The following is a 15074-nucleotide window of genomic DNA, read 5'->3' as shown; positions in this document are numbered from 1 at the left end:
CTGGAAGCATAAGCACCAGGCAGAAAATTATTTAGAATGAACATACGGAAAACCAGGCAGGAAATTGTTCTGGCCAGCGGTAACGCCGGCAAATTGAGAGAGCTGCAACAGACGCTGGGCGATAGCGGTGTGGTGTTTATACCCCAAAGAGAACTGGGGGTCACCGATGCCGATGAAACCGGGCTGAGTTTTGTGGAGAACGCCATCATCAAGGCCAGGCATGCTTGCGAAATGACGGGGAAAGCCGCGATCGCAGATGATTCAGGCATTGAAGTCGACGCCCTCAATGGTGAACCGGGAATCTACTCAGCACGATACGCCGGAGACAAGTCTGCCGACGCTGACAAATCAAATAACGTCAAGCTGTTAAAAGAACTCGAGGGCGTACCCGAAAACGAGCGCAGTGCGCGCTTTCAATGCGTGATTGTCTACATGCGCCATGCGAGAGACCCCATGCCGCTGATCTGTCAGGGCACCTGGGAAGGCCGCATTCTGTTTGAAGAAAGCGGGCCCAACGGCTTCGGTTATGATCCACTCTTTTATGTACCCACCCATAATTGCGCGTCGGCGCAACTGGATCCATCGGTTAAAAATCAGCTGAGTCATCGCGGCAAGGCCATCAGGCAACTATTACAATGCTGGAACTCCCGCCGCTAAGCCTTTACATCCATGTGCCCTGGTGTATTCGGAAATGCCCCTACTGTGACTTCAACTCTCACGCGGCTGGCGGCGATTTACCCGAGGAAGCCTATCTCGCGGCATTGCTGAATGACTTCCGTCGGGATCGCGAATACATTCAGGGCAGGCCGCTGCAATCGATTTTTATCGGCGGCGGGACGCCCAGTCTGCTCAGCGCGGGGTTCTATGACGAGCTGCTCAGCGGGCTCGGGAATTCTGTCAACTTTGCCAGTGACATGGAATGTACCTTGGAGGCCAACCCGGGAACCGTCGAAATGCAGCGCTTCTCCGGCTTTCGTAGTGCAGGCATCAATCGGTTGTCGCTGGGCATTCAGAGCTTCAGCAACAGCGCACTGCAGGCCCTGGGAAGGATTCATGACGGTGCCGAAGCGGAAAAAGCCATCGCTATCTGTCAACGGGCAGGATTTGACAATTACAACCTGGACATCATGTACGGCCTGCCGGGGCAGACACCCCGGCAGGCGGAGAACGATTTGCGCAAAGCCATCGGTTTCGCACCGGCGCACCTGTCCTGGTACCAACTGACCATGGAACCTAATACCGCGTTCTACAGCAATCCCCCGCAGCTGCCCGATGAAGACACCCTGGTAGAGATTATGGAGTCCGGCTTTTCCCTGTTGGAGGAAGCCGGGCTGAACCGCTACGAAATTTCCGCCTATGCGCGACCCGGCAGGCCCTCACGGCACAATCTGAATTACTGGCAGTTTGGTGACTACCTCGGTATTGGTGCAGGAGCCAGCGGCAAGATTACTTTTGCCACTGAGAACAGGCTGATCCGTACCCGCAAGGTCAGGCAGCCCAATCATTATCTGTCGGTACAGGATAACTACGCGGCCGAGGTAAAAGACGTGGAGCCGGACAGCCTGGACCTGGAATTTCTGATGAATGCCCTGCGCCTGATAAACGGCTTTGAGACAGACCTGTACCAGTCCCGCACCGGCAAATCTTTCGGCACGATTCGAAAGCGGCTAGAATATCTGCAGCAGGAAGGGTTTCTGCAGGTAACGGACAGCAGTGTGAGACCCACAGCAAAGGGTGTGCTGTTTACCAACAACCTGCTGGAAAATTTTCTGTAGCGCGGATTTAAGGAGCCTCTTATTAAGTACCACAACGCTCTGCGGGAGGCTCCCTGACTTATGCCTGCCCTCCACAGGTTACACTGTCAGGCCTGTCGCTCGGACTCCAGCGCCGTGAACAGCGCCGAGGCAGATGAGTTACTGGCGCAGCTACCAGGCTGGATAATACAGGAACAGCACGGAGTGGCCAGGCTGGTACGGGAATACCGGTTTGAAAACTTTCGCCTGGCTTTCGATTTCGCTGCCAGGATTGCGACGCTTGCCGAGCAGGAAGATCACCACCCTGCTCTGCAGGTGGAATGGGGCAGGGTTGTGGTTCACTGGTGGACCCATCGGATCAGCGGCCTGCACCTGAATGACTTTATCATGGCTGCCCGAACCGACCAGGCTGCCAGGCTTTAATACAATCATTTCCGGCCCCTGCGGCCCGGTGACATCCAGATCATGGCTATTGAAATACCAGGCTTCATCGAAAATCTGAATCAGCTTGTCAGTCGCGCCAGCGTCAGTTCTGCCAATCCGACACTGGACATGAGCAATCGCCCGGTCATCGACTACCTCGCAGGCTGCTTCGAGGAACTGGGGTTTCGCTGTGAAATACTCGAGTGTGAGTCTTTCACAGCGAACAGAAAGTACAACCTGATCGCCACCCGCGGGTCCGGTTCCGGAGGCCTGGTACTGTCCGGCCATACAGACACAGTACCCCTGGATGAAGAGCTCTGGTCAGTGAATCCGTTTCAGGTGACGCAGAAAGATAACCGGCTTTATGGTCTGGGTTGTACCGATATGAAAGGGTTCTTTCCGGTCGTCATGGAGGCCGTACGCCAGCTTGGCGATGCACAGTTCAAAGAACCGCTGATAGTGCTTGCCACGGCGGACGAGGAAACATCCATGTACGGGGCCCGCTCGCTGGTGGAACTGGGCATCCCCCAGGGCCGGTACGCAGTAATCGGTGAGCCCACCGGGCTGGTGCCCGTGAAAGCCCATAAAGGCATCATGATGGAATCCATCAGACTGCTGGGGCAAAGCGGACACTCCTCGGACCCCTCTCTGGGCAACAATGCCCTCGATGCCATGCACGCGGTAATTACCGACCTGATGACCTGGCGCAACCAGATACGGCAGGAGTACGCCAGCGACCTGTTCAAGGTCGCCTACCCTACCCTGAATCTGGGCTGTATTCATGGTGGTGATAACCCCAACAGGATCTGCGGCCATTGCGAACTGGAAATCGATATCCGGCTTAACCCGGGAATGGAACCGGATACCATCAGGGAAGAGCTCACCAGGCGGATCAGTAAAATTGTCGACCCGCTGAATATTCAGTTTGAACTGGTACCACTGTTCCCGGGCGTGCCGGCATTCATGGCCGATCCACACAGCGAAATACTGCGCCTGGTAGAGCAAATGACCGGCCAGCATGGGATCAGCGTGGGATTTGGTACGGAAGCCCCGCATTTACAGGAGCTTGGCCTGGACACGATCATATTCGGGCCAGGCAGCATTGATCAGGCTCACCAACCCGATGAATATCTTGCCCTGGACATGATTGAACCAGGAATCGGGCATATCCGAAAAATTATCGAGAAAGTGTGTCTCCAAAGCGACACGTCATCACGCGGTTAACAGGGAATTGGCAGGAAATGAGTGAAAGTGTTCAGCAATATATTGAGTGGTTCCGTTATTCATCGGCCTATATCAATGCACACCGTAACAAAGTTTTTGTCATCCTGATAACCGGTGAAGCATTGGCCGACGGGAATTTCCCCAATATCGTCTATGATGTCAGTCTGCTCAACAGCCTGGGCGTCAAACTGGTACTGGTGCATGGAGCAAGGCCGCAGATATCAGCCGCCTTGCAGCAGGCCGGTATCGAATCCCGCTACCACCGCAATCTGCGCATATCGGACCCTGCCAGCCTGGGTGCCATCAAGGACACCGTGGGCCACCTGAGTATCGATATTGAAGCTCAGTTCTCATTGGGCCTGATCAACTCACCGATGCATGGCTCCGATATCAGACTGTGCCGTGGTAACTTCATTACTGCGCGCCCCTATGGAATTCATGACGGCATTGACTTCTGCAACACGGGCCTGGTGCGCAAGGTTCAAAAGAAAGCCATTGAGAGCCAGTTAAGCCAGGGTAATATCGTACTTTTATCCAATCTTGGCTACTCGACTACGGGCGAAGTGTTCAATCTGTCCGCTGAAGAAGTAGCCATGAAAACAGCGACAGCACTTGCCGCCGACAAGCTGATACTGTTTATTCCGGGCCAGGGTGTAATGAACTCCGAGGAGGCTCTCATCCACTCGATGAGCCCGAACAGCGCCCGGGATTATCTACAGGCGAATGAGCAAAGTCAGGATAAACAGCAAAGAGTGACAAACGACGCCTTGAGCGCCGCACTCAAGGCCAGTGAGGGGGGCGTACCCAGAGTGCACCTGATCAGCCACCAGCAGAATGGCGCATTACTACAGGAGCTATTCACCCGCGAGGGAAACGGCACACTGATCAGCAACGACAGTTTCGAAGAACTGCGCCAGGCAGGCATCGATGATGTGGGCGGCATACTGGAGCTGATAAAACCACTGGAACAGGCTGGAACGCTGGTGCAACGTTCCCGGGAACTGCTGGAAACCGAAGTCACCAACTTCAAGGTGGTCGCCTGGGAGGGCATGTTGATCGCCTGCGCAGCACTCTATCCTTTGGAGAACGCCAGCGGCGAAATCGCCTGCATCGCCATCCATTCGGACTATCAGAATCGTGGATTGGGCAAGCGACTGCTGACCAGTCTGGAAAAGGAGGCACGGACCCGGGGTCTGGAGCGGGTTTTCATTCTCACCACGGCTGCAACCCACTGGTTTCTGGAAAACGGATTCCGGCTGTCATCGGTGGATGAACTGCCGGAGTCCAAAAAGCAGCTCTATAATTATCAGAGAAATTCTAAGGTCCTGGTTAAGACTCTTTGATTTCTCCGCCTGTTTACCCTCGAACCCGCTGATTTTCCATGACACCGATCATCCATCTGGTAATGAAATATATTACTCGGCAGAAACAAAGAATTGTAATCAGGCCCAATAAAATCAATCATGACCAGTAATGGTTAAGGCTCAGCAGTAATGTTGAAACGTAACCCCTGTAGTGCTGTGCAGGATCGCGATCATGGGGCTGGTAAAAACAGCCGAAAGTCATGCCTCGACCACTGATACTGAGCCGGTCTCAGATTGATTTTCTCGTTAAAGTGGATCAGCAGAGAACTCCCACACTTTTAGTCTGAGAGCCGTCAAGAAGTAACCAGCCGGGTGATGTTCCGTCCGCCCAAAGAACCCTGATCCATGCCTGAATATCAGGAGAGCTTAGAATTTCATCATCATCGATGAACATATTACACTCCAGATCGTGTACGGCCACTTTCGCATACCCTGCTCCAAGGCAGTAAAGATAATCAGCGGTTTCTCCGACACGGAGAGTAACTTCTGTAGCTGACTGAACGTTACACTGATGGAGAGTTTCAGGGCTGGTTGCACGCACCTCGCCTGTTTCTATAACCCGCGTGAGTCCAGCTAATTCCGTATAGGGAATCAGCCAGTTCTCTCTGTAAGGAACTTGAATGCCTTCGGCCTCCAGATCTGGCAATAAGTAAAGCTCCAGTACGTCGGAATTTGACGCAAACTGGGGAAAGCACTCTCCAAAAAGCTGTGAAACCTCGATATGCGCTGGTTGCCCGCTCAGACTCGAAATGCCCGACAAGGCTACCAGGACAGCACTGACTTTCTTCATACACTTGAACAACCCTGTTTATTGACAAACGGCGCAGCAGTTTGACCTTTATAGAGCTGATAGTTAGCTATCAGAATGGCACGAGTAAATTATCTTCTGTTAAGTCATCCGGTAGATGAAACTCGAATACGATAATTCCTTGGTCCAAAGGGGGATTCGTAATGTCCTTTAGTTTCCATAAGCGATTATCAAACATTTTTCCTGCATTAACTTTAACGATGAAACTGGATTCAGGAGATGAACTAATTTTCCTGTAGTCCACTTTAAGCGCATTTGTGCCTCTGTTGAGTGAGAAAGCAAACTCATATTCCGGTGGAGCAATAGCTTTGTTAGGAGCGTCACTGTTCTGTAGTTGCAGCACACCCTCAAACCTCTCGTAGTCAGCCATATACACTGGCTCGACTAGAATACCATTCATATAGAGTTTTACTTCAAAACCAGTCCCGTCTATCGCAAGTTGAACGGCGTACCAATCCAAGTTCCGATCATACTCCCGTCCTGCTGTTTGAGAAGTCGTCTCCCGCATGCAAAGGCTCGAGATAAGCATCAAAAAAGATAGAGAAAATGCTTTTTTTGTCATCCGAGTTCTACGTATCCGTATATAGCGTCCGTAGTTACAGAAGCACCAAGTGCTACCTTTCTGATTCTCATGTCCCGCTTACACTAATATTCACCTGGAGCTCGCGGTTCGGTACGTAATTCTTCTACGAATTGGCCGAATTCAGGTCACGAAGTTTCTGCACTTTGCCAGAATTCTTTAGCCAGATCACTTCTGCCAAGATGATCGATTAGCGGACCAATGGAGCGCCTGGCCAAAGTACTATCGATAAATCCGTTTTCGAACTGCACAAATGCTAATTCCGATTGCCGCTGTAAAATTCTTAGATAAGCAATATACCTGCGGGTATCCTCTTCGCTTATATTGGGATCGTTAGTCAATGCCGCGCATCTAATACGTTCAACTTCGTCATCTAAAAGAATAAGGGAGTTAATATCTATAATACTCTCTGTTAATGCTTGAAAAGCAGTTATCTGCGTAGTCCTTGTGTTCTAGTTGATCTCCACGGCAAGAAAGACTATGCCTGTTAGAACCCCAATACTGGAAACTAAGGCAAACAATTCATTAAATTTTATAATACTCATTAATCCAGGACTATTTCAGCTTGCATTGAGTTGAAAAAGGCACATAACACCATTAAAAATAGGAGCGCTTTGTGCTTCCTTTTTAATTTTTGAACGAAGCCGCTACGCGGCAAATTCTTAAATCAGTTTTGTCTACAATAATCCCTCTACGCACTCTAGCCGGAGTGCGACAACTAGAGGAACTATTGTATGAACAAAGCACAGCAAACAAAGTTTTGATTCACTGTACCAACAACATGGTAACGCATTACGCCGCCAAGGCAAGGCCACCACGACAATTGATGTCTATAGCCGCGCGGTTAGGCGCATCACCGCTTTCTTTGATACCCCTCCGGATCAGTTGACCCCTGATCATTTCAAGACCTATTTTGACTCTTTGGTTAAGAGCCATTCCTGGAGCACTCTACGAATAAAGCGTAACGGTCTACAGTTTTTCTATAAGCTTGCACTTTTTCGGAATCATACAGAGAATTCCAAGGGTTTGTAGAGATACCTTCTGCATCGGCATTGTAAAGGCTTGACCTGCCCTGGCTTGCTTTCCGGGCATTCTCAGAGCGATATGCGCTTTGAATCACTAAGATTTGAATCAGTATGTTGTCAATAAAAAACCGAGCTCAAAGTCGCCGCTCGAAAACGCAGATACTGTATGGGTAAGGATTGTACTCGTCGGCTTCGAAATGTTCCTTGCCGACTTCTTCCCATTCAGACACATCAAAATCCGGGAAGTAAGTATCGCCATCGACCTCGGCGTGGACCATGGTTATGTGCAACCGGTCGATGAACGGAAGAGCGTGTTTGTAAAGCTCTGCGCCACCGATGATGAATGCCTCGTCGGTGCCGTCAATAAATGCGATGTTCTCCGCCAGTTCCAGCGCATCGGTGAGGCTATCCACGACCCGGGCATTCTCTACCTCGTAATCTCGACTGCGTGTAACGATAATATTTGTGCGGCCCGGTAGCGGTTTACCGATGGACTCATAGGTTTTCCGACCCATGATGATACATTTACCCATGGTAGTGCGTTTGAAGTACTTCAGGTCCTCCGGCAGGTGCCAGGGCAGGCTGTTGTTGCGGCCGATGACCATGTTTTCATCCATGGCGCAGATGAGTGAAAGCTTCATAATCCGTAACCTTTGTTACACGGCAACCGGCGCAGGTATGTGGGGGTGGGGGTCGTAGTTGCGTATCTCAAAGTCCTCGAATCGATAGCCATAGATGGACTCGGGTTTTCGCAGTAGGTGTAATTCCGGCAGTTGCCGTGGCGCGCGGGACAGTTGCAGTTTCACCTGTTCCAGGTGATTGCTGTATATGTGACTGTCTCCGGTACAGATGATTATTTCCCCCGGGTCCAGGTCACACTGCTGGGCCAGCATGTGGGTCAGCAAGGCCAGGGATGCGGTATTGTATGGCAGCCCCAGCAGACTGTCGGAAGAGCGAATCAACAGCTGGGAAGACAATCGATTGTTGGCGACATAGAACTGATACAGCAGGTGGCAGGGCGGCAAAGCCATCCTGCCCTGCTTGACGTTTTCCTGGGGCGAGAGACTTTCGTCAGGCAGGTATTCGACATTCCAGGCATGGAAAAGTATGCGGCGGCTGTTGGGGTTGGTCTTGAGACAGTTTACGACGTAATCGATCTGATTGATGCTGCCTCCGTCCCGGGTGGGCCAGGCGGTCCATTGCTTGCCATACACTGGCCCAAGGTCCCCGTTCTCCGTCGCCCACTCGTCCCAGATGCTGACGCCGTTCTCCTTCAACCACTTCGTATTGGTATCTCCATTCAAAAACCAGATAAGTTCGTTGGCGATGCTCTTGAAGTGGAGTTTCTTTGTAGTCAGCAAGGGGAATCCCTTACTCAGATCGTGTCTGAACTGACGGCCGAACACTGAGATCGTGCCGGTTCCGGTTCGATCGGATTTCTCCACCCCGTTATCAAGAATATCCTGAAGCAGGTCCAGATATTGACGCATTGGACTGATCTCCTCCCCGGTTCAGTTCGCGGTCGATGATTTGCGATAGGCCATAGCCAGCAGCACAGCGCCGGCCACGATCATCGGTACGCAGAGTAGTTGCCCCATCGTCAACCAGCCAAAGGCAATGAACCCCAGGTCAGCATCCGGCTCGCGGAAAAATTCTATGAAAAAGCGGAATGCACCATACCCCAGACTGAACAAACCCGACACGGCGTAGCGTGGTCGTGGTTTCGAAGAGAACCACCAGACGATGGTAAACAGTACCACCCCTTCGAGGAAGAATTCATACAGCTGCGAAGGATGCCTGGGTTGTTGATCCGGGTAAGGAAACACCATTCCCCACGGCACATCGGTGGGTCGACCCCACAATTCTGCACCGATGAAGTTTCCAAGTCTCCCTGCACCAAGACCAAAAGGCACGAAGGGGGCTATAAAGTCGAGCACCTCGAACCAGGGGCGCTTCAGCTTGCGCGAGTACCAGTAGAAGGCTGCCATGACACCGAGGAACCCTCCGTGAAAAGACATACCTCCTTCCCATACCTGAAACAGCCAGAGGGGATTCTCCAGCAGGCGATCGAAATTATAGAAGAAAACCGAGCCCAGCCGGCCGCCCACCACGGCGCCGAGCGCGCCGTAGAAGACCAGGTCCGATATCTGCTCTGGGGTCCAGCGGCCCGGTCCCTTGCTGGCCCGGTAATTAGCCATCAGCCAGGCGCCGCCGAAAGCGATGATGTACATGATGCCGTACCAGTGCACATCCACTGGGCCGATGCTGAAAGCTATTGGGTCGATATCAGGGTAAGTGAGCATGAAGGTTTCGGGCAGTAATCGCTGTCGGGGAACAGAACCCTGGTCCGGGAACAGGTTTCTGGATTCAAGTAGTGCCCGCGATGCTCTACTATGGGAAATGCGCTGTCAAGGAATGCGTGGAGAGGAATAACTAAAAAGAAACAAACTGCGGCAATATCAGGTGTAGTAAAAAAAGAAGGCCAGCGTTTTCATCCTGAATACGCCGGCCTTCCAAACATCCTTATTTAATACCCTGGCACTGCAAGCAAACTGCCCGGGCCGTCCCTGAGCAACCTATTATCCTCAAACCACTGTCCATTACTATAGGAGAAAGGCGCATAATCCCGGAAATGTGATGGCCTTCAATTTTTCGCTGTCACTTCCGTGTTGACCGACTGAAACAGCCTGAAATTCAAGGAAATCGTGAAAATGTGCCTGATTGTTCTGGCCTACCGATATCATACGCAACTGCCACTGGTGATAGCTGCGAACCGGGATGAGTTTCATGCCCGGCCCACACGCCAGGCCAGATTCTGGCGCGGGGAAGCGCCGCAACGGGAACTGCTGGCCGGGCAGGATCTCACCCAGGGCGGGACCTGGCTGGGCCTGTCCCGCAGGGGCCGGTTTGCTGCCGTCACCAACATCAGGATGCCAGGCAATTCCACCGGCAGCCGCTCAAGAGGCTTTCTCACGCGGGACTTCCTGCTGGGTAAGGCGACACCTGCCGACTACCTGGCTTCGCTGCTTGGCGTGCTGGAAGACTATGCGGGGTTCAATCTGCTGGCAGGCGACGCGAATGAGCTGTGCTATCTCAACAGTCGCAGGGGCGAGGTCGTTAAACTGCAGCCCGGCATTTACGGCCTGTCCAATGGCGCGCTGGATTCAGACTGGCCGAAAGTTCACCGCAGCAAAGCGGCACTGAAGGAATTACTGGGCCGGGAGAGCCCGATATCCACCGACCGCCTGACAGCGATCATGCTGGACCGCAACCGGGCACCGGATGATCAGCTTCCGGACACGGGGTTTCCGATCGAACTGGAGCGGAACCTGTCACCAAGCTTCATCGTCAATCCACAACGGGACTACGGAACACGCTGCACGACAGCAGTTATCATCAACCAGCAGGGCACCGCCCGCTTCAGTGAACAGAACTACGCCGCCGACACGTGCATAACTGCCAGGCGCCTGTTCCATTTCCCATTGCAGGTGTCGCAATTCTGAGTGTTCTGAGCACGGTTTCAACGCCGCTGCGCGCCGTCACAGGACACTAGTGGATGCGGGATGAACGCAGCAACCTGTCCACCCCGGCATTGTACAGCGCCATATCCACCGCACTGCGAATAGTCTGTGCATCGTCCATCAACAACACCTGCTCCAGCAGGTCCTGTGCCGCTTCCAGCGTCATGGTGCGGATCACCGATTTCACCTTCAGCAGGGTAGACGAGTTCATCGACAGCACATCGAATCCCATGGCCATCAGTAACACAGCGGCCCCGGGGTCGCCGGCCATCTCACCGCAGATACTGACCTGCTTGCCTTCCAGATGTGCCTCGACGACCACAAAACGCAAGGCCTGTAGCACGGCAGGATGGAACGAGTTATAGAGATTGGCAACCCGGGGATTGTTGCGGTCCACGCCGAGGATGTACTGGGTCAGATCATTGCTGCCCACCGAGACAAAGTCCACCATCCGGGCCAGGGTCCTGGCCTGATAAACCGCAGCCGGCAATTCGATCATGACACCGATGCGGGGATACTTCACATCGTGCCCTTCCTGCAGCAGCTCACGGAAGGCTTTCTTTATCAGCTGGGTCGACGCCACCACTTCACTGACATTGGAAATCATCGGCAGCATGATCTGCAGGTTATTCAAACCGATACTGGCTTTCAACATGGCCCGGATCTGGGCGGAGAATATCTCGGGGTGGTCCAGTGTCACCCGGATGCCGCGCCAGCCAAGAAACGGGTTGGCTTCATTGATCGGGAAATAGGGCAGATCCTTGTCACCACCAACATCCAGTGTCCGCATCGTAACGGGCATTGGGGCAAAGGCCTGTAACTGTTCTCGGTATATCGCCGCCTGTTCCTGCTCGCTGGGAAACCGTTCGGCCAGCAGAAAGGGAACCTCGGTGCGGAACAGCCCGATCCCCTCGGCACCCTGATCCAGGGAACGTATCACGTCGGAGATCAGTCCTGTGTTAACCCACAGGTGCACACGATGATTGTCTGCGGTCTCACAAGGCAATTCCTTGATGTAGGCCAGACCCTGGGTGAGAACATCTTCTTCCCGAATGGTATCTTCAAAGCGCTGGCGAAGCTGGTCCGTCGGGTTACTGATGACCTGCCCGTTGTAACCATCCACGATGACTTCCCTGCCATCGAGCTGATTAATTGGCAGATCCACTACCCCCATTACTGTGGGCAGGCCCATCCCTCTGGCCAGGATTGCCACGTGAGAGCTGCCGGACCCCCGCACCGAGATCAATCCCTTCAGATTGTCCTTGGGCACCTCAGCGAGCATTGCGGGTGTCACCTCCTCGCTGACCAGGATAGTGTTTTCCGGGTACTCGGTTTTGACCGGCTCCCGCTCCTGCAGATAGGCCAGCACCCGGCTGCACAGGTCTTTAATGTCGACTGCCCGCTCTCGCAGGTATTTGTCGTTCATCATTTCGAAGCCGCGGACGTGCTCGTTCGCTACGTGGGCAAGGGCGCCCTGAGCCCAGATTCCAGTGCGAATCTGCTCCACAACCTCCTTACCCAGTGCATCGTCATCCAGCATATGCAGGTATACATTGAACAGTTCCCGCTCGCCATCGGGCATGCGGCCAGCGGTTATTTCATACAACGCAATCATGTCGCTGCGCACTGCCCGCAGCGAGTTGTTAAACAGCTCTATTTCCCGCTCAATATCGGTAATTCTGCGCCTTGGAACCTGACGCAGGTCGGCAGGCGGAAATACCACCACGGCAGTCCCGATAGCCACCCCGCTGGAGCCGGGTACGCCGGAAAAGCTGGTATCCGCCGTCTTGTGGCCGGAAGGGCTGGTTCCCTCGATGGCTCCGGTTGCCTCGGCGTGTGCAATCACACCCGCCAGTTGAGCCGACAAGGTAATCAGGAAGGCTTCTTCCCCTTCATCAAAGCGACGCCGATCCCGATTCTGCACAACCAGGACGCCCAGCACCGAACGATGGTGAATTATTGGCACGCCAAGGAAAGATTTAAAGACTTCCTCGCCAGTTTCCGGCAGGTAATGAAAGCTGGGGTGTTGGTCTGCATCGACCAGATTGATGGGTTCAGCCTGCTGGGCAACCAGGCCCACCAGGCCCTCCCCCATAGCCAGACTCACATGGCCAACGGCAGACTGCTTGAGGCCCTGGGATGCCATCAGCACATGGCCATTGATGTCCGTGTCCAGCAGGTAAACGGAACAGACCTCGGTGTCGATGGCCTCTCTGACCTGCGAGACAATGATATCCAGCGCAGACCTCAGGTCCTTGGCCGAATTCACTGCCTGCACAATACTGCGCAATCTATCCAGCATAATGCTGTCCCAGTCCAGAAAGAGCCTTCGACCGGTATACTTTACAGAGTCTCAAGGGAATGTTCTGCCGCGTTATGGTCGAGTTATTCTTGTAAATACAGGTGCAGGGGCTGTTCCAGCTCCTGCAGCGCCTGTCGATAAACTTCGCGTTTGAAATCAATTACTTCGCTCAGCGGGTGCCAGTATTCCACCCAGCGCCAGGCATCAAACTCCGGTTGCGTACTGCGGGCCAGATCAATCTCCTGCTCGGCAACCTCGAGCCCCAGCAGAAACCATTTCTGCTTCTGGCCAATACAGACTGGCAATGAGTGGCGGCGGATAAAGTTACGGGGTAAACGGTATCTGAGCCAGTCCTCGGTCTGATGCAGGATCTTTACGTGCTGTTCCTGCAGCCCTACTTCTTCATTCAATTCACGATAGAGCGCATCTTCCAGCGACTCGCCCGGTTTGATGCCGCCCTGGGGAAATTGCCAGGCGTCCTGGCCAATTCGTTTGGCCCACAGCAGACTGCCCTGTTTATTACAAATGACAATTCCAACGTTAGCGCGGAAGCCTTCTTCATCAATCACCTGTGAAAGTCCTTAGACACCGGAAAACGCCCATTGTTTCACAACTGGGCCGGCGTGATCAATGTTGAAAATGCGAGTTGACGAATTTAACTATCTATTTTTCAATAAGTTAGAATGGTTTACGGCGGCTAAATCGATGCCCGCCCCGCACCTGGATAAACTCCATCAACGGCCCTCGACAGAGTATAATCGCGAGCTTTGTTTCAGGAAGCCTGGTAACCATGGGATTAGCTATTTTTGACCTCGATAACACGCTGCTGGGCGGTGACAGCGATCATGCCTGGGGCGAGTTTCTTATTGCCAGGAAACTGGTGGACGCCGCGGTGCATGGCGCCAGAAACGATGCCTTCTACCAGCAATACACAGAGGGGAGGCTCGATATCCACGATTACGTTCGCTTCACTCTCGGGCCGGTGCTTGGCTACTCACTGAAAGAACTGGACGAGTTGCACGAACAGTTCATGGCTGAATTCATTGCCCCGCTTATTCTCCCCAAGGCTCTCGCGCTGATAGAACGTCACAAGGCTGACGGCGACCATTGTCTGATTATGTCCGCCACGAATTCTTTCATAACCGGACCCATTGCCCGCAGGCTGGGCGTGCATGATCTGCTGGCCACCGACCTGGTCATTCAGGGCCGGCATTACACCGGCGATATCGCTGGCACCCCGTGCTTTCAGGAAGGAAAGGTGATCCGTCTAAGGCAGTGGCTCGAGTTACAGACTGCTCAGTTTATTATTAAAGAAAGCACTTTTTACAGTGATTCGTTCAACGACCTTCCGTTGCTGGAAGCCGTCGGCAGACCCGTCGCCGTGGATCCCGATGATCGTCTGGCGTCAGTGGCCACAGACCAGGGTTGGGAGATAATCAGTCTGCGTTAGCCAACCCGCGCCGCCGGCCTACTGCCCCGGTGCGCCGCTGGAAATACCACTCTGAAAGCACCTGACCTCAACAATTCATGCAATGATTGGGTTGAATTGAATATCAACGATAAGGTCATCGGCTATCTGTTCGAGGCGTCTTTGCAGAGCATCCAGATCCAGGTCGGAAGGGACCCGCAGCCTGACCTGCGCATTGAACAATGTCTCACCCGACATGGGCGCAATGCTGCACTCGGTATTCAGTTCTTCCACATTCACCCGCTGGCTCGCCAGCGCCGTAGAGATTTCCTTGATTATCCCAGGCCGGTCGTTGCCAATCAGGCTGAGGCTGAGGGTCTGGCTGACTTCACCTGACTGATTGCCAGTGCCCTTTTCGATTACCAGTTTCAGGCTGCCGGAAAGTGACTCCAGTTCACTGACCAGCTGCTCGACGTTTTCATCCGGCACACTGACACGCAGAATACCGGCGAACTTGCCGGCCAGTTGAGACATACTGCTTTCCAGCCAGTTGCCTGAATTACGCGCCACCACCAGAGCCAGCTGCTCTACCAGGCCAGGCCTGTCATCGCCGATAGCTGTCAATACCAGATAAGTAGCCATGCTTTGCTCCCAATTAATTCCAA

At 53.3% G+C, this 15074-nt stretch carries 15 protein-coding genes and 1 pseudogene; 8 read left to right on the top strand and 8 right to left on the bottom strand.

Annotated elements, in window-relative coordinates; translation table 11 throughout:
- Positions 1 to 36 precede the first annotated feature (36 nt).
- The 5 genes from rdgB to argA are packed head-to-tail and all read left to right on the top strand — an operon-like array spanning position 37 to position 4744.
- Complete coding sequence (gene rdgB / locus R3F50_07265) at positions 37 to 657, top strand: RdgB/HAM1 family non-canonical purine NTP pyrophosphatase (GenBank protein MEZ5490103.1); 621 nt, start codon at positions 37 to 39, stop codon at positions 655 to 657.
- On the top strand, positions 636 to 1775 hold the full coding sequence (gene hemW, locus R3F50_07260) for a radical SAM family heme chaperone HemW (GenBank protein MEZ5490102.1): 1140 nt from the start codon (positions 636 to 638) through the stop codon (positions 1773 to 1775). Before rdgB ends, hemW begins: the two co-directional genes overlap by 22 nt.
- Positions 1776 to 1835: 60 nt before the next feature.
- On the top strand, positions 1836 to 2177 hold the full coding sequence (locus tag R3F50_07255) for a 4a-hydroxytetrahydrobiopterin dehydratase (GenBank protein MEZ5490101.1): 342 nt from the start codon (positions 1836 to 1838) through the stop codon (positions 2175 to 2177).
- 42 nt (positions 2178 to 2219) lie between these two features.
- The gene (gene argE, locus R3F50_07250) at positions 2220 to 3401 is read left to right on the top strand and encodes an acetylornithine deacetylase (protein ID MEZ5490100.1); all 1182 of its coding nucleotides are present in this window, start codon (positions 2220 to 2222) and stop codon (positions 3399 to 3401) included.
- Between the two features lie 17 nt (positions 3402 to 3418).
- Positions 3419 to 4744: an amino-acid N-acetyltransferase gene (gene argA, locus R3F50_07245; protein ID MEZ5490099.1), complete on the top strand. Its 1326-nt coding sequence runs from the start codon at positions 3419 to 3421 to the stop codon at positions 4742 to 4744.
- A gap of 277 nt (positions 4745 to 5021) precedes the next feature.
- Here the strand turns inward: argA and R3F50_07240 are convergent, their stop codons facing one another.
- Both R3F50_07240 and R3F50_07235 read right to left on the bottom strand, forming a co-directional pair.
- Positions 5022 to 5555, bottom strand: a complete 534-nt coding sequence (locus R3F50_07240) for a hypothetical protein (protein ID MEZ5490098.1) — start codon at positions 5553 to 5555, stop codon at positions 5022 to 5024.
- A 70-nt stretch (positions 5556 to 5625) separates the two neighbouring features.
- Positions 5626 to 6135 (bottom strand): hypothetical protein, encoded by a 510-nt coding sequence (locus tag R3F50_07235; protein MEZ5490097.1) that lies wholly within the window; start codon positions 6133 to 6135, stop codon positions 5626 to 5628.
- Between the two features lie 786 nt (positions 6136 to 6921).
- Here R3F50_07235 and R3F50_07230 point away from each other — a divergent pair.
- Positions 6922 to 7140 (top strand): annotated as a pseudogene (locus tag R3F50_07230) (site-specific integrase).
- 172 nt (positions 7141 to 7312) lie between these two features.
- Here R3F50_07230 and R3F50_07225 read toward each other — a convergent pair.
- Genes R3F50_07225 through lgt form a run of 3 tightly spaced genes read right to left on the bottom strand, consistent with a single transcriptional unit; the run spans position 7313 to position 9481 of the window.
- Complete coding sequence (locus R3F50_07225) at positions 7313 to 7819, bottom strand: dihydrofolate reductase (GenBank protein MEZ5490096.1); 507 nt, start codon at positions 7817 to 7819, stop codon at positions 7313 to 7315.
- 15 nt (positions 7820 to 7834) lie between these two features.
- A complete protein-coding gene (locus R3F50_07220) occupies positions 7835 to 8668 on the bottom strand; it encodes a thymidylate synthase (protein ID MEZ5490095.1) in 834 nt (277 codons plus the stop codon).
- Positions 8669 to 8689: 21 nt separating this feature from the next.
- Positions 8690 to 9481 (bottom strand): prolipoprotein diacylglyceryl transferase, encoded by a 792-nt coding sequence (gene lgt / locus R3F50_07215; protein MEZ5490094.1) that lies wholly within the window; start codon positions 9479 to 9481, stop codon positions 8690 to 8692.
- Positions 9482 to 9889: 408 nt separating this feature from the next.
- On the opposite strand from lgt, the gene R3F50_07210 reads away from it, so the two are divergent.
- Positions 9890 to 10681, top strand: a complete 792-nt coding sequence (locus R3F50_07210) for an NRDE family protein (protein ID MEZ5490093.1) — start codon at positions 9890 to 9892, stop codon at positions 10679 to 10681.
- A gap of 46 nt (positions 10682 to 10727) precedes the next feature.
- On the opposite strand, the gene ptsP is transcribed toward R3F50_07210, so the two are convergent.
- Complete coding sequence (ptsP, locus tag R3F50_07205; GenBank protein MEZ5490092.1) at positions 10728 to 13001, bottom strand: phosphoenolpyruvate--protein phosphotransferase; 2274 nt, start codon at positions 12999 to 13001, stop codon at positions 10728 to 10730.
- Between the two features lie 83 nt (positions 13002 to 13084).
- Complete coding sequence (locus tag R3F50_07200; protein ID MEZ5490091.1) at positions 13085 to 13570, bottom strand: RNA pyrophosphohydrolase; 486 nt, start codon at positions 13568 to 13570, stop codon at positions 13085 to 13087.
- Between the two features lie 221 nt (positions 13571 to 13791).
- Between R3F50_07200 and R3F50_07195 the strand changes: the two genes are divergently transcribed.
- Positions 13792 to 14451, top strand: coding sequence for an HAD family hydrolase (locus tag R3F50_07195; protein MEZ5490090.1), 660 nt, complete (start codon positions 13792 to 13794; stop codon positions 14449 to 14451).
- Between the two features lie 75 nt (positions 14452 to 14526).
- On the opposite strand, the gene R3F50_07190 is transcribed toward R3F50_07195, so the two are convergent.
- Complete coding sequence (locus R3F50_07190; protein MEZ5490089.1) at positions 14527 to 15051, bottom strand: ACT domain-containing protein; 525 nt, start codon at positions 15049 to 15051, stop codon at positions 14527 to 14529.
- Positions 15052 to 15074 lie beyond the last annotated feature (23 nt).

It is taken from the genome of Gammaproteobacteria bacterium (assembly GCA_041395725.1).
Lineage (GTDB): Bacteria > Pseudomonadota > Gammaproteobacteria > Pseudomonadales > Pseudohongiellaceae > NORP240.
Note: the sequence above shows the minus strand (reverse complement) of the source record. Positions and strands in the feature narration are given on the sequence as shown.